Here is a 19,736-nt window from a genome sequence, read left to right on the forward strand (position 1 = left end):
TGTCAATTTCATTTAATATTTTTAATTCCGAGCGTCTCCATCCCAATACTTTCTAATAAGTTCAATACATTCTGAACCACGCGGACCCTTCCCATCCAAATCTCCCAAACAAAATATCTGATCCAGACCACGTTTTTCAATATCCTTTAGCATTGATTCTCAAATATCTCTAGTCTTTAAAGACTAAAAAGGAATAGGTTTTCACCTATCCCTTCAATTAACCATGATACCAACCTGTTTTACAGTTTATGTTCTCAAATGGATACCATTTTCCCTTACCATCAAATTGGATATACATAATATAAAAATTTGTTTCATACTTAGATTTCACTAATTTCGTTTTATCTTTATTAGATACATTCTGGTTTTTCTTAATGTCTTTAATGGTTTTCGATTTTACTCCTGGTACCCAACTATAAGGATTAGTAAACGTAAGTTCATGTGTTTTTACCCAACCATACTTCTTACCATACTTAATTTTAGACCAACCATATTGTTGATAAGAATACCAATTTTCTTGATCTTTACCGATTGGAACACCTGCATATACTTTAACCGATGTGCCTAACTTAATTTTCCCCAACGTCTTATATGATGTACCTGGTGATGTTTTTACTGTAAGATTTTTAGAAGCATATGCTTTGTCATAACTTGCAGCTTGGCTGTTTATATTATTAGAAAATATTAATGTAATGATAATGCCAATAGCGATAAGAGAAGAAATAATTCTTTTCATTACTAAAACTCCCAACTTTTTAATATATTAGAATTTTATATCAATTCTTTTATATTTACAAACTATCATTAAAAAATGCACTACATTTAGTCAAACAGAAGTGAACCCAATAAGTGGTGCATTTTAATTTATCTTATTAAGAGTTACAACCGATTTTGGGTTACTTTGCAACTATCCCATTACGGCCAGCTGCTTTTACCCATTTACGAAGGTCTGGTCATACACTTCTATATCAAAATGAGTAAGCTCTAAATCATCTACATAACTCCATTACAAATGAGTCGTATCATTTTTTATATAATTTTTACCTCAATGTATTTCCAATTCACTCTCCCACTATAAGCTGTTCCACTATCACCTTTCCACATTTGCTGCCTTCCTTATAATCATTATTTTGCGGGATACACTCCACACTTGTGGTGTATATCTGGCAAAAATAGATGTTGGCGTGGTTTATAGACAATAGACGAACGGTTCTATTACAGTAGGATATTGGTGGGTTTAATTATATAGCCCTCGATTCCTATTTCAATTAAAATACTTGGAAGTTTTACTTGAAAGTTTTGTTGATCAAGTTGTAAATTTAACATTTTAAAGTAAGAGCATTTCTTTGTAATGAGAAATGCTTTTTATTTATGTCAAAATTAAAAGGATATTTCAATAACAATAATAATATAATAAAAAACAATATGAATTTATTGTGAAACGATAAATAGCGTGTTAAAATCATGTTGTCATTAAATATGTGAGGTGTTTTTAATAAATGTTAAACGAGGTTCAACCACTTTCTTAAAGGTAATTGTTTTTTTTGCTGGAATTGCAGTGCTTGCTTTTTGTATCTATTGGTTGCCTGGGATAGCCGTTAGAGATGCAAGGGTACATCCAGATACGGCTTACTTCCTAATCCCCTTTTTAATATGCGCATACGGATTCTTTATTACGTTTTCTGTTGTGTTGTATCAAACATTTAAACTATTAACCTATATCGAAAGGAACAATGCTTTCTCTGAGTTATCCCTTAAATCTTTGAAGGTTATAAAGAAATGTACTTTTGCAGTCATTTTCTTCATTGTGTTAGGGATAGTAAGCTTAATGATACTTGCTAAAGTTACAGGTGACGATGCAGCAGGTCCAATATCACTAAGTCTAATGGGTATTTTAGTGACAAGTACCATTGCAACTTTTGTAAGTGTTCTTCAAAAACTAATTAAAAATTGCCTAGAAAAAAATGAAATAAAAATGTGAGGTGTTTATTTTGAGAGAAGTCACAACATTGTTTTTAAAAATTGCTGTTTTTATTATAGGACTACCGGTTCTTGCTTTATGTATATTTTTAGTTCCCCATATGGCGAATTTCGCAGCAAAATTGTATCCAAATATTGCCCCAATGAAATATCTCGTTTTCATCGTGATGTATGGTGCAGCTGTGCCTTTTTACTTTGCTCTCTATCAGACTCTCAATCTTTTACGGTACATTGACGAGAACAAAGCGTTCTCGGAATTATCTGTAAAGGCGTTAAAGAACATAAAGTGCTGTGCGATTACAATTAGTGGTTTGTATGTATTAGGTTTGCCACTCTTCCATTTTATAGCAAAGAAAGTTGACCCTCCAATTGGATTAATGGGAATCATCATCATTTTCACTTCGTTGGTTATCGCCGTTTTTGCTGCTATCCTCCAACGGCTGCTACAAGAAGCGATTAACATAAAATCAGAAAATGATTTGACGGTCTGAGGTGGAGGATATGGCAATTATTATTAATATTGATGTGATGTTAGCAAAACGAAAAATGAGCGTAACCGAGCTTTCGGAGAGGGTTGGAATTACTATGGCGAATCTTTCTATTCTGAAAAATGGGAAAGCAAAAGCGGTTCGTTTTTCAACATTAGAAGCGATATGTAAGACTTTGGAGTGTCAGCCAGGTGATGTTTTGGAATACAAAAGTGACGAAGACACACAATAATAACAGACAACAAATTTATATATCGGGAGTTGATAAAGAATTTAAGGGATCCATATTTTATCCCCGTATATACTTTTTTTGTCATTACCTAAGAGCTTAATATGCCACTAAATGTATTAGCAGCTTTAGCATTATCTTTTGGAGTTATGGAGAAGAAAGTTGCTAGAAATAATATGAAAATTAATGAAAGTTTAAATGTTCGCATCATAAGATTTTAACCTGTGACCAACCAACATTAAACATCCATAACTCCTTAAAATATAAAAACGACTTATCTAAAATTATGCGCAATCGATACTTCAAAATCCGAATGAATCATTACTTCTTCTTTTAGTTCTTCTATTCCTATAAATCTCATTTTAAAATGTTTACCAGACCTTTTTTTCTGCGTAAAATCCAAATTGTTAAACCAAAGACTAACCCTGCTGATAAGAAAAATGAATGGAAAAGTATTGCTTCTGCGGAAAAAATATTAAAAGTTCCACCTAGACTAATCGTAATAAAAGACGTAGGTACAAAAAAGATAAGCATACAACTTAACGGATAAAAGATGTATTTATGTTTAAACGAAATAAAATCAATAAATTTGATTGTTAACAAATATATTGGAAAAGCAATTACAAAAAAAGCAAATCCACCCCAATATAAAACGGCATAAGTATCTCCACCCAGTGATTCATTCCAAACAAGTTTCAAGGTTAGAATATAAGACATAATTCCAACAATAAATGACAGAACTCCTGCAATGAATAACCTCATAAGTATCGCCTCCATTTTAATTAATATCTACCAAACCCGTTAACATTATTATTCTATAATTGTAAAATCCATCCTTCTTATTATAGAACTTTTCTTAAACGAATTGTTTCATTTATTTCTTGGGTAGGATAAAAGTAATTTTCAACAGCATACTTTCTAACACTTTGATTATCTGAATCAAAAGAGAGCGTATCTAGGAAATTAAAATATGCTAAATAATGCTGCAAATACTTTGTTGTAACACTTAACAGAGCCTTATTGTAAAATATCCATTTTCTTAATTTGCATTGTATCTCTTGTATAAGACATTCCCCTAAAAAGAAGGCAACATCCCTCTATGAAGTGACCCCTAAAAGTTAGACACAACAGACGGTTCCATTAAAGTAAATGCAATTCTATTAAATCTAAATGTGCGTAGTTTGTGACAACACACGAAGTTTTGGTGAAGTTTACGGGATTAATTTGTGTCATTCAGTTGTTTTATAACGGTGGTACTTTTATAGCTTCCCGCAATTGCACTTTCCATTAAAAAGGTAAATTCAGTTTTGGTATAACCTTGAATATTTTCTACCGATAACCTTCAACAATCGCGTCCAATTGTAGAAGATACTATATTCTTTTTATTGAGAGAAAGTTCCGTTTAACAAGAACCAAATAAATCGATCATGCACCCGTGAAGAGATAGTCTTTTCAACGTACAAGTCAATAGTAGATTGAAACACATAGTCAATGTGACTTGCAGTGTTTTTAAAAGTAAATAACAATAATTTCCCAAAAATTAACAACAGATTAATGTTCTATTAACACTGATTATGTATTGTTAAAGCGTAGCAAATATTAAAGAATAGGAAGTGGAGAACCGTGAAGAAAAGCATCCTTTCGTTGGCTGTGCCATTTATGTTGGCAACATCTGTGTTTGGAAGTGCTGCAAGTGCAGCGCCGAATGATAACTGGTTACAAAGCAGCAAAACGGAGTTAAGTGCTCACCGTGGTGCACAAGTGGCCGCTCCTGAAAACACATTAGAAGCGATAACTCAGGCTGGACTATTAGGATATGGCTTTGTTGAAATTGATGTCCAAAAAACAAAGGACGGTCAATACATATTAATGCATGATACAACGATCGACCGTACTACTACAGGCTCTGGTAAGGTAAAAGATTTAACATTAGACCAAATTCAAAGTTTTGATATCGAAGATAAAGAGGGAAATGTAACGGATTATAAAGTACCAACACTTGAGGAAGTGTTAGAGGAAGCTTATAAATACAATATTGGTATTAATTTTGATGGTTCAAAAGGCGACTGGCATGATAAGGAATTCGTGGACGATATTATGGAAGAAGCTGAAGAAGCCAAAGTATTAAATCATTCATTCTTTGTACTAAGTAATGATGATATTCGAAATCAATTTAACGAATGGTACCCAGAAGCAACTGTTACATTCCTTGGAAATGCATTGAACAATGTAGAAGCTGATATTGAAGAATTAAAACAATATGATAACGCTATTTACTCAACTTCAATTAAAAATGTAGATAAAGAAACTGCCAAAGAAATTAAAAAAGCAGGCCTAAAACTGCATGTATACTCAGTTAACTCTGCTGAAGCATATGAAAAAGCGAAAAGTATTCATCCACGATTGATTGAAACAGACGTGATTATACCTTAATATCATTGCTGGAATATATGAATTTAATAAAAGTGTCCTACGTAATGGGACATTAAGAAAAATATAAAATCTCGTCAGTCGATTGTGAATTGGCGAGATTTTTGATATTTAAAACACGGATAACACTGTACTTTTCATCAACCCCCCATTTGAAGTAATTCTCAGACAGCTTTATCTAAATAAAATCCGATAGTATGGATCATTTCATTAATTGCCAATTAGAGTTTATCCCCTTGTATAAAAAAATATCGAAATTTTTTCCTATTATTATCTTATTTTTAGAGATTATCATTTCAATCTTATAGTGATAAGTAAGCCTTTGAGGTTATCTCCAACTTTTCCCCCACCTCACACCGTAAGTGCGACTTTTACCGCATACGATGTTCCAAATAACCTCCTCAATCGACTCCTCGATAAGGAATTGTCACCTGAAGTACTTCACACTTTAGTCGATAAGATTACATATACAGACATTAACGTTCGTATTCACTATAAATTCGTACATCCCTTAAAAATAGCTAAAAAAGGAAGGCAATTGTTACCTTCCCTATAATCATTATTGCGGGATACATTCCACACTTTCAGAATGCATATAAATATTATTTTCGGTACTGCCTGACCAACTTATTTGAATGACTCTCCCATCAATTACATTGTAGAAATATTTGGCCTTTGGTTCATCGTTAAAGACGACTTGTACAATCCATTCATTCTTATAAGGTAACCAAATTCCAGAGAGTGTGTGTTTAACAGTAATACTTTCCATATCACTTTCGTAATACTCTCGATCGTTCATTAAATAATCTAATGTATCTTCGTATTTTCCTATTTTTTCATAATGGAAATAAATTGGGGTTGCGATTACGATTAATAGGACAATAGCTGTTATGATAATTCTGCTTCTTCTAAACGCCATCTGTCCACCTTCCAACTTAAAAAGAGTTTTAAATCACATGACTTGGATTAAATTGTGTATTGATTTTAATCAAAGGATTAAATATTTGTTATTTCATTTTTTGTTAATAAAAAATATTTAAACATGAATTTTAAATTTCCTTCCACATGTAATTATTAAGTTTTCATCAATCCCCCTTTATTTATATCTCCTAACAGAATTTAAAATATATTATGTTAATCAATTATCGATTGATGATTTGAAATATTTTATTTGCCTGTAAGTAAAACTCAAAAAATAATAGTTTTCTCTCTACTTATCTGAAAGTACTGTAAATTCTATTAATATTAGTGTATTCTTATTAGAATATAATTTTGCAAGAGGTGATTTATTTGAATACGCCCACGGAAACTGTCGATCAAGTTAGGTTCCATGAGGATGATTCGTTCCTTCAAGGTATTAAAGATTGTATACCGACATTATTAGGATACATAAGTATAGGTTTAGCATTTGGCGTTGTTGGTTCGGCATCTGGATTAAGCTTGTTTGAAATTGCTCTTCTAACAGTGCTAGTTTATGCTGGTTCTGCTCAGTTTATTTTTTGTGCGTTAATCATTACGAACAGCCCGCCATCAGCAATCATCTTAACGATATTCATAGTGAATCTGCGCCATTTTTTGATGAGTCTTACGCTGGCACCACACTTCACAAAGTATTCTTTATTGAGAAATATTGGTTTCGGTACGTTACTTACTGATGAGACATTTGGGGTAGCGGTGACAAAATTAATGCAAACGAAAAAGTTAAGTGGAAAATGGATGGATGGATTAAACATAACTGCTTATTTAGTCTGGATTGCTTCATGTATTGCTGGGGCTTTTTTAGGCAAATGGGTTGCAAATCCTGAAAAATGGGGTCTCGACTTTGCACTGACAGCAATGTTTGTTGCATTGCTTGTACTACAACTTCAAAGTGTTGGTAAATCAAAGCTTGCAAAGAATTTATTGCTAATCGGATTAATTGCCTTATGTATGTATGTCTTTTCTTACTTTATGCCCTCGCATTTAGCAGTACTTATCTCAACAGTTGTTGTAGCTACCGTCGGGGTGGTGATTGATCGATGAGTACGAATACGATTATTTGGATTATTGTTGGTTGTGCGCTTGTGACATGGTTTCCTAGAATCATTCCGTTTATCTTTGTTCGTAACGTAAAATTGCCGGATATCTTACTAAAATGGTTGTCATTTATACCTATTTGTATTTTAAGTGCTTTAGTTGTTGAGAATTTACTGAATACAGATCAATCATTCGTATCACTCGATTGGCCAGTTTTTGCCGCATTTATACCTACTCTAATTGTTGCAATATGGACCAAAAGTTTATCAACTACTGTAGTGGTAGGTGTCATTTCAATGGCTGCTATTCGGTATCTTTTATAAGAATGCTTGAGTAATTTCTTATCTGAGTTAAAACTCTAAGTATAAATTTTTTTTATAGAAGAGGGGCTAGTTCATAAGTGGTAAAACTTATGAATTAGCCCCTTTTATCTCTTATCCCATGTAAAAATGGTTTATGAAAATCAGAATAGCAACCATAAGAGTCATGAAAATCATTTCGATGAAGCTTATTTCTTTCTCTCTTTTATTGCGAATTTGTTCTCGATAAAGCTTTTGAATTTGTTTCTTATTTCCAAACTTCATCTAGACCCCCCCTGTACATCTGGACAGAAGAATGATTGAGAAAATGATTTGAAATGGTTTTCCATGTATTGTATGCAGATTATTCTATAAATTGTTTTCTTTTTATATCCAATCTAAAAAATATTCCAAAATTTAATTATATATGAGTCAATTTCATTAATGCTTTTCTAGTTAAACAATACAAATATTTTCTTAATAAACTATCTGCTATTGAACGAAGTGGAATTAGCTCCGCTTTCCGTGGGCGAACTGACGAGCTTCGTCGCAGAGAAAATCTCGCTGCGGGGTCTCGTCTAGCTCGTTTTCCCACAGGACATTGAATGAACTTCACTGAATTAACATCGCACGAAGAAAATGCGAATGCATTTTCGAGGACTCTCCGCTAATTCCACTTCAACTAAGATAGCTATACCAGATTTTTATCATAAATTTACATCTATTTTACTTCAGTGTCCTCTCATTCCCGTAGGACTATATATGCACCTCCCTGAATTAACATCGCACGAAGGAAATGCGAATGCATTTTCGAGGACTTGCCAAATTGATTCAAATATATAATAACTGGTCATTCCAAAGATTTTTTGTAAAAAAACTTCTATTACTATAATATTTAGTAGTTTAATGTAACTATCACATAAAAAATGTGTTATCATAGAAACATACTGTTTAGAGAAAAGGGTCAGTGTCCATAATTATATATATAATAAATGGTATTATAGGATTCTGAATTGTTAGAATGTTTAAACTTTTTTCTTTTGTGCTATTGGAGGGCTTACTTATGGAGTTACTTATTCAGCTAGTTATTATCATCTTAGCAACTAAAATTGCCGGATATATAGCTACAAAATTTGGACAACCTAGTGTTCTAGGTGAAATTATAGTAGGGATTATAATCGGTCCTGCTATTTTGGGGCTTGTAGAAAGTAACGGTAAAGATGATTTAATACATACCTTTAGTGAACTTGGGGTAATCTTCCTTATGTTCTTTGCGGGTCTTGAAACCAATCTTAAAGATTTAACATCAAATTTAAAGTCAGCATTAACTGTTGCCTCATTTGGTGTGGTTCTTCCTCTTATAGGAGGATATTTAGTAGGAATTGGATTTGGAATGGATCCATCTCATTCATTGTTTTTAGGGATCGTTTTAACAGCTACTTCTGTTAGTATCTCTGTTCAAACATTCCGCGAACTTGGTCAGATGAATACTCGAGAAAGCGCAACTGTCCTTGGCGCTGCAATTGCAGATGATATTATTGGTTTAATCTTACTTGCAATTGTTATGAGTATTACTGTAGGTGGGGATACTTCGATACCAATGGTGTTGATGAAACAAGTGGCTTTCTTTGCAGTTATAGTTATTTGTAACTGGAAGATTGTCCCTGCTATTTCAAAAACAATTGATAAATTTAAAATCCCTGATCTTTCAATGGTATTTGCTGTGGTTCTTTGCTTTTCATATGCTTATTTCGCTGAGTTTATGGGAATCAGTAATATTATCGGTGCATTCTTTGCGGGTCTATCTCTTGCAAGTGATAAACATCGCGAACAATTCGAAGACAAACTATTACCTTCAGTTAGTGTGATTTTTATTCCAGTATTCTTTACAAGTATCGGTCTATCCGTCACGTTTAAAGGAATCGGAGATCATATTTGGTTGATCATCATTTTATGTGTAGTGTCAGTTCTTACGAAAGTTATTGGCGCAGGATTTGGTGCGAAAATCACAGGATTTAATATGCTATCTTCCACATTAATTGGTACAGCAATGGTATCTCGAGGGGAAGTTGCATTAATTACTTCATCCATAGGTTACAATGCTGGATTATTCTCTCAAGAATATTACACCCCAATGATCATTGCGGTTGTCTTCACAACGGTTATCACACCGCCATTACTAAAAATATGTATTAACAAAAAAGACCAACACGCTACACATGCAGTTCATTAAAAAAGGCTCGTTTCCACGAATGGAAACGAGCTTTTCTTTATGCTTTTTTCGGTATACTTAATGTTTTCCATTGTTCTTTTTTAATCAGTTTACCAATATACATTACTTGCCCAACATGCGTTGCATAATGTGCTAATTGTCTATGCAGTGCCTCAACAACTGATATTTCTTTACCTTTTAATCGCACATTTTTTTCGAAATCTTCAAGTGATAACTGATCGATCGTTTGAAATAACAAATTCCATGATTTATCCCAAGACGCTATAAGATCTTCTTTTGAATCGGAGTCATCTACAAATTCATCATCCCTATTTCTTGATATCTTCTCACCATCGGTTGTAAGAAAATCAGTACTTCTTGAATTGATATTTCCACAAATATGTTTCATTAAAATGGCAATACTATTCGATTCTGAATTTGGAATCCATTGCATTTCTTCAATTGATAATTGTGAAATTGTACCATCCCCTTGATTTTTAACTTCAGTAAAACGTTGCAAAATAGATTCTTTAAATAACTTTTCAATCATATCGTCAACTTCTTTCTTTATTTAATTATATGAAGCAATTTTATATATCCTTTATTTGTTTTTAAATACGAACATTTTAACACATTTACTTTTTAATACTGAGATTTGTATGCTCCGCTACAGACGGCGCTTTCCACGGGCTTGGCTTCAATCTCCTCGTCACTACGTTCCTGCGGGGCTTTCAGCTCAAGCTTTTCCCGTAGGAGTCGCCGTCTTTCGCTCCACAATTACAAGATTGGATACAATTAAATATTCATATCTTTTATATTAACTTTACATTCTGAAATTGATTCTAATGGTCTTACTTTTTATAACATGATTGTGCCTAATCTTACCATTAAAATAACTAACAAAATCGTAAAAATAATAAATAAGAAACGCATTCTACTGTTAATTTTTGAATTCATAGCTTACATCCCCGTATCTAGTTTTAAACATATATCCATCATAAGAGTTTTTTATAACTAACACGATTCCTAATAACATAAAATTCGATAATAACGAGCTTCCCCCATAGCTTAGGAATGGTAATGTAACGCCAGTAACTGGTAACAATCCCATTGTCATACCGATATTTTGGAAAATTTGAAATGACAATAAACCGATAATTCCTACTCCCATTAATGTTGTTAAATGTTGATCTGCATTTATAGTTATGATGACAATACGATAAATTAGGAAAAAGAAGAGTATTACTATCGCAGCCCCCCCAACAAAACCCATTTCTTCAGCAATTGCAGCAAAGATAAAATCCGTGTGTTTTTCAGGGATATAAACATCATTACCGAGATAACCTTTTCCCGTCTTTAACCCTGATCCAATTGCTAATATGCCTTTTCTCGTTTGAAAAGATGAATCACCATATTCAAAAGGCTTTAACCACCCATTGATTCGAGAAATTTGATGTGATGATAGACTACCTAATATTTGATTATTGAAAAAGCTTTGGAAATTAATATAGATAATAATTAATGCTGTCACCATTACTGAAGGAATGATGGTTAAAACAAATAGAATGCTCCTATGTATACCGGAAAATAATATCATAGCAACGAGTAATGCAGCATACAACATAATCATACCTGTATCGGGCTGTTTATAAACAATAAGCATTGGAGGTAACGTAATTCCTGCAATCTTCAATAAAAGCCATAAATCTGAACCAATTGTTTGATTTCGCCATTTTCTATGATGCTCTGTAATGGTCAAACTAACAACTAGGATCAATGCAAATTTTAAAAACTCGGAAGGTTGAAAAGTTCCTATAAACGGAATTTGATACCAACATTTTGCTTCATTTATTGGTCTCGCAATACTTTCGGGAGCAACTATTAAAACAACTAATAAAAAAATGACAACCCAATAAAATGGCCAAGCAATCTTCTTTAGTTGACTGAGATCCATTCGCGAAATCAAATACATCAATGCAATGCCTATTAAATAAAATATTAATTGTTTCCATATAAATGCTCCGGAATATTGATTGAATACAGAGCTGCTCGAGTATATAAATAAACAACTAATAATTGCAAACAAAAGGATAAGACCCATAATATTTGCATCTATTTTTCCAAATTTCATCTTATCACATCCATAATTAGGTAGACGAACCAATTATTAAATTGTTGCGTAAAAAAAGAAAGTTTTAAATAAAACTTTCTTTTTTTATTATCTAATTTTCATCCATTGCCCGATGAAATGTGAAACAATACCTTGTAACTCTGGCATTATTTGTCTGAATTTCAATGCGAAATAAAAGGTTTTCATAAAATGAAGAGTTTGGGTTCTCGCTTTTAAAAATAACGGACTGTAGCCGCTACTTTGCTTACTATATTCTAAGGAGTCAAAGACTTGTTCCACCCATTCAATAAGTAGTTTTTCATCTATTCCTTTACGAATAAGTGCTTCAATGATCTCCACAAATCGTTCTTCTTCATCATCAACATAAACTGTTCCTTTCCAGAAACAATCTCGAATGCTTTGCAAAATCGGTGCAGCGTCATGTATATCAAATTTAGGATGTTGAATCAGTGCAAGTTCTAGATCTGCCCCATTAGCAATGCCATATGCCCACCCTTTTCCTTCAATATAACCTCTTGTATCCTTCTCTTTTGATAAATAGCGAGTGGCAAGTCCCAATATTTCATCATATTGATTTTGCGTTAAGAATGCTTGTCCGGCATCACTTCTGATTAGGTAAGTAAGCCACAAAGCTGACAAAGCGCGTTGGAAAATCGAATCTGTGTCCTTTTCTCCAATATTAAAGTAAAAGTATGAAGTTTGTGTTAATTGTGAAACTAAATACTGTTTATTTGATAAGGACAATAAATCATACTGTATGAATTCCAAAAATAATCGTAAATTTTGATGGTCACGAATTGTTTCATCCGTATGCCCTATATGTATTAACATTTCTTGCAAAATAGGAGCTGCATCCTCTTCTATTAATAGTTTGCGTTCAGCATTTGACATTGCTAGAATATCGGTAATTTGGTATTTCAAGTACAACTTCCTTTCTAATTTTGAGGGAAATAGATTATCATTTCCTGTTATTAAACATTTCAACACGTTAACTTTTCACTATTCAGATTTTGTTCCGCTACAGACGGCGCTTTCCACGGGCTTGACTTCAATCTCCTCGGGCCAAAAGGATGTTGGTCACGAAGCCGTTGCCACAGGACGTGGCGTTCTTAGGCTTTGTTCCTTAAAATCGTTCCTGCGGGGCTTTCAGCTCAAGCTTATCCCGTAGGAGTCGCCGTCTTTCGCTCCACAATGAACAAAATTGTTATTATTAAATATTCGTATATATTATATAAATTTTGCATTACGAAATTGATTCAATTGAAAAAAAGATAATATTAATTAGTAGCTTTTGAGACATGTAAATAAACTAAAAACCCATCTGAATGATGAGTTTTTCAAAGTTTACTTTTAAAATGGGAAATCTGAAGAATGTTCTTTCATGTAAAATTCAACAAGCTTTTTAAAATCTTTGTATTTTATTGTTACGTATTCTTCGCCGTCTTTATTTTCAATTGGTAGTTGAGTGCATGTTTCTTCCATTGTTTTACGAAAATGTTCAGTTCCATCAATCATAAATGTCCATTCTTTCTCCAAAAGACCCACTCCTTATGATTCATGTTGTCATTATATAATTTCATAGAGATGAGGTCAAAGATTCTAACTATTAAATTCAATTATTGGTGAACTATCAAAATATACATAACAGCTTGCTAATAATTGATATTGATCTTCTAATACAATTCGAGGATTAACCTTTTTTATGCTTTGCAAGTAGTGTTTGCTTTCAATTGCTAAAGCATTTAAAAAATCTTCTCTTGAGCAATTAAACTTCTGTATGACCTCTTGTTTTTCTATACTTTTTATAATAATTTCATCGGATTGTAGGGAAATTTTATATAAATGGGATTCACCAATAGATTTTACACTCTGCTCTTTACCAGTTTTCAACAGTTCAATAATCGCATCGCCCAAATTCAATAAAAAGCTGCCATGTACTGCTGAATGGAAAAGCTCGATTTTTTCATACTTCACCGTTTTCACGAATATTTTTATTTTTTCAAAGAAAAAGTCATTATAATACGGGGATCTTAATATATCTCCATCTTCCACCAAAAATTTCAATTCCATTTTCTCGCCTCCACTTTCTCTATTATATGTATTTTTTTTCTTCGTTCAATGCTATTTTCTCTAAAATTATCAAAAATCCATTGAATTGAAACAAAATAGCCATATTTATGGTTATTAATAGGTAATGGGCGAAAATTTATGTTGATGATTTTGATTTTTTTGGGGCGAGAAATGTAGTTTTAGTTTAAATTTTAAATATTTTTGAGATGATTCGATATGTTTTTTTGCTCAAATTCATAAAAAAAGCTATCTACTTTGTAAAATTAAAGACAAGTAAATGTACATGATAGTTTACTACATCATCACTACGTAAAGAGCGTACTGTATCCATTGGGATTGATACAATTGAATATCTCGTTGAACAAGGTATTCCTGTAACTTTGTTGAAGGATCGCGCCCGATCGTTGAATATTGAAAAAAACGAATGTTGTAAAATAGTTACTCGGTTATTTTGCTAAAGCCCAATAGAGTTGTTTTGGAACCGTAAACGTAATGTATCAAAATTAAGCTATTTAAGCCATAGCCATTCACCACAACTAGAGCGTCTCATCCAATTTCTGAATCTTTGAGTGGGAAATTAAAAATACATTGCCTAAAATGTCGATTTTGTCTTCCTTTACACGTACAGCGCAATCTTTGTTTGACGCATAAATATTCATTTCTTCAGATAAGGGAGACAGTTCGTCTTGAACCAACGCAATGTTATTTTCGAGATCAAAATGAGACAGGACAGAAAAGTTATCAAGGCCGATTCCATCGTAAACAGAGCTTATTTCAACTTTATAGCCAAAGTTTTTCGAGCATAACCATTTAGCGGACATGTTGATTGCACCTGCGCTTGCTCCTATCACGACAGCTCTGCTTTTTTTAATCAAATCCGACAATTCATATTCCATCAAAAACACATTTTGTTTAAGAGTATTTCCACCCAACAAGAAAATAACTGAAGCATTTTGAATTAAGGTTTGGGCATCTTCCTTCTGTACGCGATAATTAATTAAATGATATTCATCAAACATAATTCCTGCCTGGTCAAGCCATGAGCGTTCAGTAGTACCATCATCTTCATAAAAAAATGGATTCGAGCTAATCATAGCAAGCGATTTTCTATCAGTTATATCCTCCTGTAACACCCTGCCCAGATTCTCTGGAAAAAAATTGTTAAACCAACCTAAATAATAGTGAGTTTTCATAAGTACCCCCGTAGCAAAATGTAATGGATTGCGACACAATTTTATCAAATTTTTTCCAAACGGTATAACTTTATTTTAAACGATTTATTTTTTTTACAAATGGTACAACCTTATTTCAAATCTACATTAAGTTCTTCTTCCATAAACTGGTCCGATTGCTGAACAAGAAAAAATTCTGCATTTTAACATCAGGATTTTAATCTAATATTATAAGTGATGAATCATCGAATAATAACTAAAGACAGGATCTTTATGATTCTGCCTTAGATTGAACATTAAATGTGCAACATCTTATTAAATTGCTCGCTATTTAGTTATTCGTAGATTGATTATTGACTTTTAATAAAACAATCGAATAGCTTTTTAAAGATTTTTCTTTTGTCTTTTTGCGTAATCGTCAATGTAGAAAAAAGCTGCAAAGGCTGCTAGTGATAATAGATAATAGTAACTTGCACCATTTTTTACTTGTACCATATTAATTCCCATGATAAAAATAATAATAGCAATGATTCTGAGGGCAAATACTTTTATATTCATCTTTAAAACTTCCTTTCTATATAAAACATAGCTGATTTAAGAAAGTTGTCAAGAAGATCGTTATCGTATATTATTTTTTTATGATCAACTATTATTCAAACAGTACGAGATAATACTTTTAATTTTTTTAATAATTCACGTGCGATATCCTTTTAAATTTGAGAAAATACACTTAGAACGATTACAAAAAGGCAAGGTGACATAGATGCTAAATGACCACAAAATAGACAGAGAGCAATTGAAAAAGTTCAGACATGAAGTTACTCGTTGCATGTTACTTTATAAATTTGCACTAGCTGAAATCACAACGAAGGTTAATATTTTACAGGAAGAATTTCAACTTATTCATGAATACAATCCAATCGAACATGTGAATACACGTGTGAAATCACCAGAGAGTATTTTAAAAAAAGTTCAAAAGAAAAAGCTTCCTCTATCGATTCCGTCCATTCAAGAAAACATTCATGACATCTCTGGAATTCGTATCATTTGTTCTTTTGTATCGGATATCTATCGTATTGCAGATATGATTCAATCACAAGAAGATATTGAAGTGATTGAAGTAAAAGATTATATTGAAAATCCTAAACCAAATGGTTATCAAAGCCTTCATATCATTATTAAAATTCCTGTATTTATGACTTACGGTGAAGAGTACGTCTTTGTTGAAATGCAAATTCGTACAATTGCTATGGATTTTTGGGCTAGTTTAGAGCATAAAATCTACTATAAATACAATAAAAAAGTTCCTAGCCACTTAACGAATGAGTTAAAAGAAGCCGCAGAAGTTGCTGCTAATCTTGATCGAAAAATGGAAAAGTTAAATAATGAAGTAACGCTATTAAAAGAAGCTGATGTAGATGAAGAAACAATTGAAAATCCAAGTGACACCTTAAATTTACTATATAATGAAATTAAAAAAATAGAATTACGTTATAGACAGTAATTATTTTATGAGCAAAAGCCAAACAGTTTAATCGAAAGATCTGAAAACACATCTTCGAATTCTTGATCTATGTAAACCAAAAAAAGGAGCATTCTCTGCTCCTTTTTTCATTCTAGCTGTTTTTAAATTGAATCCCCTGCTCTTCCATTGCTTCTTTCAATACATCTAAAGTCCTCTTCCCCATGCCGTGTAATGCCATTAATTCTTTTTCCTCAATTTTGGATAAATCATCAATCGAATATAATCCTGCAGAATTTAATGCTCGGATCCCTGGCTTTGCTACACCTTTTGGCCATTCATTCATTGAAACACCCTCCCCTTTTAGTACAACTACTCTATTCATATAATATAGCTGTACTGGCTTTTCCGCTAGATTTATGTTAGCATGAAATCTATATGAATATGAGGACGTGAATTTTTTGATTAAAATTGAAATGCCAAAACCAGATGTAGTAATTCGACAACGCGAACAACAACCAAAAGAAGGAGAAGCAATCATCCCTTCAATTTACGGGTTTATTGATTTCCATAAAGTCCCACGTGATAAGGGTGGTCTTATTCTTTTCTTTAATAAAGAAAATGAACTTCTATTCGTTGGGAAAGCACGTAAAATGCGCCCACGTTTAAAAAAGCACTTCGAAGATAATGTTTCTCCATTAAAAGACCACCGCGATGAAGTTTATAAAATTGAAGCATTTGTCGTTGAAGATCCTATGGAACGTGAAATTTACGAAACATATGCAATTAACGAATTGCGTGCAAAGTACAATACAGATAAAGTTTTTTATTAATAAAAAACCATAAAAGTTCTGAAGAATAATTTATTTTCTTCAGAACTTTTTTCTTTTACCCTCTTCTAACAATCTGAATATTTCATTAATTATTTCTCGGGAAATTCTTTAGTAGCAGAAAGAACTTATTTTTTCTTATTTAGCCATCCATTTAAAGTCATGGTGTAGTTTATTGCCTTTTGAATCCGGTTTATTGCTTTGTCTATTTTTAACGCGCATTATCATCTAGATTTTGGAAATTAATCCTGTAAAATATAGAATATAAAAATAATTTGAACGTTTTCTGCATTTGAATTGTCTAATAAGTAACAAGGGGGTGGAAGTGTGGTAAGAATTGAACTTGCAAAAAGTGCAATCGAAGGCGATGAAGAAGCGATATTAGAATTATTAAAAGAAAATGAAGAAATACATTATCGTACGGCATTTGCTTATTTACGTAATGAACATGATGCAATTGAAGCCATTCAAGAATTGACATATCGTACATTTAAAAAAATACATACAGTAAAAAATCCTGCTTATATCAATACTTGGCTAGTTCGTATCCTTATCAATATTTGTCTCGATATGAAAAAGAAACAAGAAAAACTAATATTCAAAGAGCCAATTGAATTACCAAGTGTACCTGACGAAAAGCAATTTGAAATCGCAAATTTAATCGAACAGCTTCCAAAAGATCAGCAAGAATTAATTTATCTTAAATATTTTCAAGACTTAAAGAATCAAGAAATCGCACAACTTCAGAATATCCCTGAAGGTACGGTAAAATCCAGATTACATTCGACTTTAAAAAAATTGCGAACAATTATTGGAAAGGAGGAGATCTAGATGCAGGATTTTAATGACCAACAAATGAAAAAACTTATTCAAGAACTCGAACAGATAGATGTCCCAAGGGATGCATTACACGTTGCTCGGAAAAAAGGGGCGCAGCAATTTCGTATAGTAAAACGGAAAAAACGTAGTTATTTCACAGCAGCAAGTGTAGTTGTCGTCTTGATGTTGCTTTTTGTCACATGTATTCGTGTATCCCCTACTTTCGCTCAAGCAATTGAGAAAATCCCTGGCTTTGCACCCATTGTCGAAATGATTGGTTATGATAAAGGTGTCAAAGATATAGTAAACGAAGATTACTATGAAACTTTAAATATTTCCAAAACAAAAAATAATATTACCCTCACGCTTCTAGGTACTGTTGCAGATGAGAGTGGTATGATTCTTTTCTATCAAGTGGAAGCACCCTACGATATTTCAAAATTAACAACAAAAGAAGTGAAAGTATTACAAAATAGTAAACCTATAGAAAATGGATCTATTGAATATGGATGGCCACATGAACCAAAAACAAAAATCATGAAAAACAAAATAGAAATCGTTTCAAAGAATTCCTTATCATATGAACACCCAAACTTCGAACTCAATATGTCATTTGAAGATACAAAACAAACGACTTTTTCAATTCCATTTTCGTTGAAGGAAAAAATTCAGCCAACTAAAACATATAACTTAAATAAAAATATAACCGTCGATGGTCAAATCATTCATTTAAAAACATTGAAAATTTCACCACTAAGAGCAGAGATTAAATTAGCATACGATGAAAACAATACACAACAAATTTTAGGAATTAATTCTATTAAGTTGATAGATGAAAATGGCGAAATATGGGGCAATAAAATGAATGGGGTTACTGGATTTGGTTCATTTTCTGACGGCAACCGGAGCTTATTTATACAAAGCAACTATTTTAGAAAGCCCGAGAAATTAACATTAGTATTGGATAAAATAGAAGCGTTACCTAAAGGCGAAGAGTACATTGTAGTGGATTTCAAGAAAAAAGAAATTATCCAAAAACCAAATTTAGCCAAATTAAATTTTAGCTTTTATTCACCAGATACAATTGCTGTAAATTATCAAACGAAAAATACAAGTACAATAAAATATCTATTTTCTTATGCAGTTGATGGTAACAATAAATCATTTACTATTGAAAATAGTTCGGGTACTCATAATGACGATTATATAAACACTACCTATTCATTTAATACTAACAAAATGAAAAACCCGGTTCGAATTTATTTTGATAGCTACCCTAATTATTTAGATGGAAAAATTAATTTAGACATTCCATTGAAATAAATGGAATTACGTCAGTTCAATAATTCGGCTAATTTTTTCATTTCTAGTATTTACTTAGTATGCCGCTCAAGAGGGCGCTTTCCAGCGGGCGAGCGTTGAGCCTCCTCAGAAGCCTTTGCCCCTGCGGTTACTCGTCGCAGTTAAAAGATTGCTCCTGCATCGCTTCGCTATCTTCGTCGCAGAAAATTCTTTTTGTGGGGCAAAAAGAATTTTCACTGCGGGGTCTCACCTGTCTCGCTTTCCCGCAGGACTATGAATTGATCTCTCTGAATCAA

Annotated in this window: 23 protein-coding genes; 11 read left to right on the forward strand and 12 right to left on the reverse strand. The window is 32.6% G+C overall.

Annotated elements, in window-relative coordinates:
* Positions 1-217 precede the first annotated feature (217 nt).
* Positions 218-736, reverse strand: coding sequence for an SH3 domain-containing protein (locus ACIQ4I_RS04190; RefSeq protein ID WP_403093057.1), 519 nt, complete (start codon positions 734-736; stop codon positions 218-220).
* 759 nt (positions 737-1,495) lie between these two features.
* On the opposite strand from ACIQ4I_RS04190, the gene ACIQ4I_RS04195 reads away from it, so the two are divergent.
* From ACIQ4I_RS04195 to ACIQ4I_RS04205, 3 genes are read left to right on the forward strand one after another with little or no spacing between them, the layout of a single operon-like run.
* Positions 1,496-1,981, forward strand: coding sequence for a DUF2975 domain-containing protein (locus ACIQ4I_RS04195; RefSeq protein ID WP_403093393.1), 486 nt, complete (start codon positions 1,496-1,498; stop codon positions 1,979-1,981).
* 10 nt (positions 1,982-1,991) lie between these two features.
* Entirely contained in the window at positions 1,992-2,471 is a 480-nt protein-coding gene (locus ACIQ4I_RS04200) for a DUF2975 domain-containing protein (RefSeq protein WP_403093059.1), read from the forward strand.
* Between the two features lie 10 nt (positions 2,472-2,481).
* Positions 2,482-2,700 (forward strand): helix-turn-helix domain-containing protein, encoded by a 219-nt coding sequence (locus ACIQ4I_RS04205; RefSeq protein WP_403093061.1) that lies wholly within the window; start codon positions 2,482-2,484, stop codon positions 2,698-2,700.
* Positions 2,701-3,054: 354 nt separating this feature from the next.
* On the opposite strand, the gene ACIQ4I_RS04210 is transcribed toward ACIQ4I_RS04205, so the two are convergent.
* Positions 3,055-3,459, reverse strand: a complete 405-nt coding sequence (locus ACIQ4I_RS04210) for a hypothetical protein (protein WP_403093063.1) — start codon at positions 3,457-3,459, stop codon at positions 3,055-3,057.
* An 861-nt stretch (positions 3,460-4,320) separates the two neighbouring features.
* On the opposite strand from ACIQ4I_RS04210, the gene ACIQ4I_RS04215 reads away from it, so the two are divergent.
* The gene (locus ACIQ4I_RS04215; RefSeq protein ID WP_403093065.1) at positions 4,321-5,130 is read left to right on the forward strand and encodes a glycerophosphodiester phosphodiesterase; all 810 of its coding nucleotides are present in this window, start codon (positions 4,321-4,323) and stop codon (positions 5,128-5,130) included.
* 556 nt (positions 5,131-5,686) lie between these two features.
* Here ACIQ4I_RS04215 and ACIQ4I_RS04220 read toward each other — a convergent pair.
* Positions 5,687-6,046: a DUF3139 domain-containing protein gene (locus ACIQ4I_RS04220; protein ID WP_403093067.1), complete on the reverse strand. Its 360-nt coding sequence runs from the start codon at positions 6,044-6,046 to the stop codon at positions 5,687-5,689.
* 371 nt (positions 6,047-6,417) lie between these two features.
* On the opposite strand from ACIQ4I_RS04220, the gene ACIQ4I_RS04225 reads away from it, so the two are divergent.
* Together ACIQ4I_RS04225 and ACIQ4I_RS04230 are read left to right on the forward strand one after the other, a co-directional pair.
* Positions 6,418-7,149 carry an AzlC family ABC transporter permease gene (locus ACIQ4I_RS04225; protein ID WP_403093069.1) on the forward strand — a complete coding sequence of 244 codons (732 nt, stop codon included), beginning with the start codon at positions 6,418-6,420 and terminating at the stop codon, positions 7,147-7,149.
* Positions 7,146-7,466, forward strand: coding sequence for an AzlD domain-containing protein (locus tag ACIQ4I_RS04230; RefSeq protein ID WP_403093071.1), 321 nt, complete (start codon positions 7,146-7,148; stop codon positions 7,464-7,466). The genes ACIQ4I_RS04225 and ACIQ4I_RS04230 overlap by 4 nt, the downstream gene beginning before the upstream one ends.
* 111 nt (positions 7,467-7,577) lie before the next feature.
* On the opposite strand, the gene ACIQ4I_RS04235 is transcribed toward ACIQ4I_RS04230, so the two are convergent.
* Positions 7,578-7,727 carry a hypothetical protein gene (locus ACIQ4I_RS04235; RefSeq protein WP_403093074.1) on the reverse strand — a complete coding sequence of 50 codons (150 nt, stop codon included), beginning with the start codon at positions 7,725-7,727 and terminating at the stop codon, positions 7,578-7,580.
* A 778-nt stretch (positions 7,728-8,505) separates the two neighbouring features.
* Between ACIQ4I_RS04235 and ACIQ4I_RS04240 the strand changes: the two genes are divergently transcribed.
* Positions 8,506-9,675, forward strand: coding sequence for a cation:proton antiporter (locus ACIQ4I_RS04240; protein WP_403093076.1), 1,170 nt, complete (start codon positions 8,506-8,508; stop codon positions 9,673-9,675).
* Between the two features lie 37 nt (positions 9,676-9,712).
* Here the strand turns inward: ACIQ4I_RS04240 and ACIQ4I_RS04245 are convergent, their stop codons facing one another.
* From ACIQ4I_RS04245 to ACIQ4I_RS04275, 7 genes are all read right to left on the reverse strand, one after another.
* The gene (locus ACIQ4I_RS04245) at positions 9,713-10,204 is read right to left on the reverse strand and encodes a DUF1572 family protein (RefSeq protein WP_403093078.1); all 492 of its coding nucleotides are present in this window, start codon (positions 10,202-10,204) and stop codon (positions 9,713-9,715) included.
* A 390-nt stretch (positions 10,205-10,594) separates the two neighbouring features.
* On the reverse strand, positions 10,595-11,785 hold the full coding sequence (locus ACIQ4I_RS04250; protein ID WP_403093081.1) for an FtsW/RodA/SpoVE family cell cycle protein: 1,191 nt from the start codon (positions 11,783-11,785) through the stop codon (positions 10,595-10,597).
* Positions 11,786-11,872: 87 nt separating this feature from the next.
* Entirely contained in the window at positions 11,873-12,706 is an 834-nt protein-coding gene (locus ACIQ4I_RS04255) for a DUF2785 domain-containing protein (RefSeq protein ID WP_403093084.1), read from the reverse strand.
* A 429-nt stretch (positions 12,707-13,135) separates the two neighbouring features.
* Positions 13,136-13,321, reverse strand: a complete 186-nt coding sequence (locus tag ACIQ4I_RS04260; protein WP_403093087.1) for a hypothetical protein — start codon at positions 13,319-13,321, stop codon at positions 13,136-13,138.
* A gap of 63 nt (positions 13,322-13,384) precedes the next feature.
* A complete protein-coding gene (locus tag ACIQ4I_RS04265; protein WP_403093090.1) occupies positions 13,385-13,855 on the reverse strand; it encodes a hypothetical protein in 471 nt (156 codons plus the stop codon).
* Between the two features lie 536 nt (positions 13,856-14,391).
* The gene (locus ACIQ4I_RS04270) at positions 14,392-15,048 is read right to left on the reverse strand and encodes a Type 1 glutamine amidotransferase-like domain-containing protein (RefSeq protein WP_403093093.1); all 657 of its coding nucleotides are present in this window, start codon (positions 15,046-15,048) and stop codon (positions 14,392-14,394) included.
* A 363-nt stretch (positions 15,049-15,411) separates the two neighbouring features.
* On the reverse strand, positions 15,412-15,585 hold the full coding sequence (locus ACIQ4I_RS04275; RefSeq protein ID WP_403093096.1) for a hypothetical protein: 174 nt from the start codon (positions 15,583-15,585) through the stop codon (positions 15,412-15,414).
* Between the two features lie 205 nt (positions 15,586-15,790).
* Here ACIQ4I_RS04275 and ACIQ4I_RS04280 point away from each other — a divergent pair, with 205 nt between their 5' ends.
* Positions 15,791-16,531: a GTP pyrophosphokinase gene (locus ACIQ4I_RS04280; RefSeq protein WP_403093099.1), complete on the forward strand. Its 741-nt coding sequence runs from the start codon at positions 15,791-15,793 to the stop codon at positions 16,529-16,531.
* A gap of 112 nt (positions 16,532-16,643) precedes the next feature.
* Here the strand turns inward: ACIQ4I_RS04280 and ACIQ4I_RS04285 are convergent, their stop codons facing one another.
* Positions 16,644-16,835 carry a helix-hairpin-helix domain-containing protein gene (locus ACIQ4I_RS04285; RefSeq protein WP_403093101.1) on the reverse strand — a complete coding sequence of 64 codons (192 nt, stop codon included), beginning with the start codon at positions 16,833-16,835 and terminating at the stop codon, positions 16,644-16,646.
* 115 nt (positions 16,836-16,950) lie between these two features.
* Between ACIQ4I_RS04285 and ACIQ4I_RS04290 the strand changes: the two genes are divergently transcribed.
* From ACIQ4I_RS04290 to ACIQ4I_RS04300, 3 genes are all read left to right on the forward strand, one after another.
* Complete coding sequence (locus tag ACIQ4I_RS04290; protein ID WP_403093102.1) at positions 16,951-17,322, forward strand: nucleotide excision repair endonuclease; 372 nt, start codon at positions 16,951-16,953, stop codon at positions 17,320-17,322.
* Between the two features lie 324 nt (positions 17,323-17,646).
* Complete coding sequence (locus ACIQ4I_RS04295; RefSeq protein WP_403093104.1) at positions 17,647-18,150, forward strand: sigma-70 family RNA polymerase sigma factor; 504 nt, start codon at positions 17,647-17,649, stop codon at positions 18,148-18,150.
* A complete protein-coding gene (locus ACIQ4I_RS04300; protein ID WP_403093105.1) occupies positions 18,151-19,461 on the forward strand; it encodes a DUF4179 domain-containing protein in 1,311 nt (436 codons plus the stop codon).
* Positions 19,462-19,736 lie beyond the last annotated feature (275 nt).

The sequence above is a fragment of the Rummeliibacillus sp. NPDC094406 genome (genome assembly GCF_044763875.1).
Lineage (GTDB): Bacteria > Bacillota > Bacilli > Bacillales_A > Planococcaceae > Rummeliibacillus.

Excerpts from the sequence above, each read along its gene's own strand:
- ACIQ4I_RS04270 (WP_403093093.1), bottom strand. The coding sequence starts at position 15,048 with ATGAAAACTCACTATTATTTAGGTTGGTTTAACAATTTTTTTCCAGAG.
- ACIQ4I_RS04250 (WP_403093081.1), bottom strand. The coding sequence starts at position 11,785 with ATGAAATTTGGAAAAATAGATGCAAATATTATGGGTCTTATCCTTTTG.
- ACIQ4I_RS04300 (WP_403093105.1), top strand. The coding sequence starts at position 18,151 with ATGCAGGATTTTAATGACCAACAAATGAAAAAACTTATTCAAGAACTC.
- ACIQ4I_RS04285 (WP_403093101.1), bottom strand. The coding sequence starts at position 16,835 with ATGAATGAATGGCCAAAAGGTGTAGCAAAGCCAGGGATCCGAGCATTA.
- ACIQ4I_RS04220 (WP_403093067.1), bottom strand. The coding sequence starts at position 6,046 with ATGGCGTTTAGAAGAAGCAGAATTATCATAACAGCTATTGTCCTATTA.
- ACIQ4I_RS04275 (WP_403093096.1), bottom strand. The coding sequence starts at position 15,585 with ATGAATATAAAAGTATTTGCCCTCAGAATCATTGCTATTATTATTTTT.
- ACIQ4I_RS04245 (WP_403093078.1), bottom strand. The coding sequence starts at position 10,204 with ATGATTGAAAAGTTATTTAAAGAATCTATTTTGCAACGTTTTACTGAA.
- ACIQ4I_RS04280 (WP_403093099.1), top strand. The coding sequence starts at position 15,791 with ATGCTAAATGACCACAAAATAGACAGAGAGCAATTGAAAAAGTTCAGA.
- ACIQ4I_RS04240 (WP_403093076.1), top strand. The coding sequence starts at position 8,506 with ATGGAGTTACTTATTCAGCTAGTTATTATCATCTTAGCAACTAAAATT.
- ACIQ4I_RS04210 (WP_403093063.1), bottom strand. The coding sequence starts at position 3,459 with ATGAGGTTATTCATTGCAGGAGTTCTGTCATTTATTGTTGGAATTATG.
- ACIQ4I_RS04230 (WP_403093071.1), top strand. The coding sequence starts at position 7,146 with ATGAGTACGAATACGATTATTTGGATTATTGTTGGTTGTGCGCTTGTG.
- ACIQ4I_RS04235 (WP_403093074.1), bottom strand. The coding sequence starts at position 7,727 with ATGAAGTTTGGAAATAAGAAACAAATTCAAAAGCTTTATCGAGAACAA.
- ACIQ4I_RS04190 (WP_403093057.1), bottom strand. The coding sequence starts at position 736 with ATGAAAAGAATTATTTCTTCTCTTATCGCTATTGGCATTATCATTACA.
- ACIQ4I_RS04265 (WP_403093090.1), bottom strand. The coding sequence starts at position 13,855 with ATGGAATTGAAATTTTTGGTGGAAGATGGAGATATATTAAGATCCCCG.
- ACIQ4I_RS04205 (WP_403093061.1), top strand. The coding sequence starts at position 2,482 with ATGGCAATTATTATTAATATTGATGTGATGTTAGCAAAACGAAAAATG.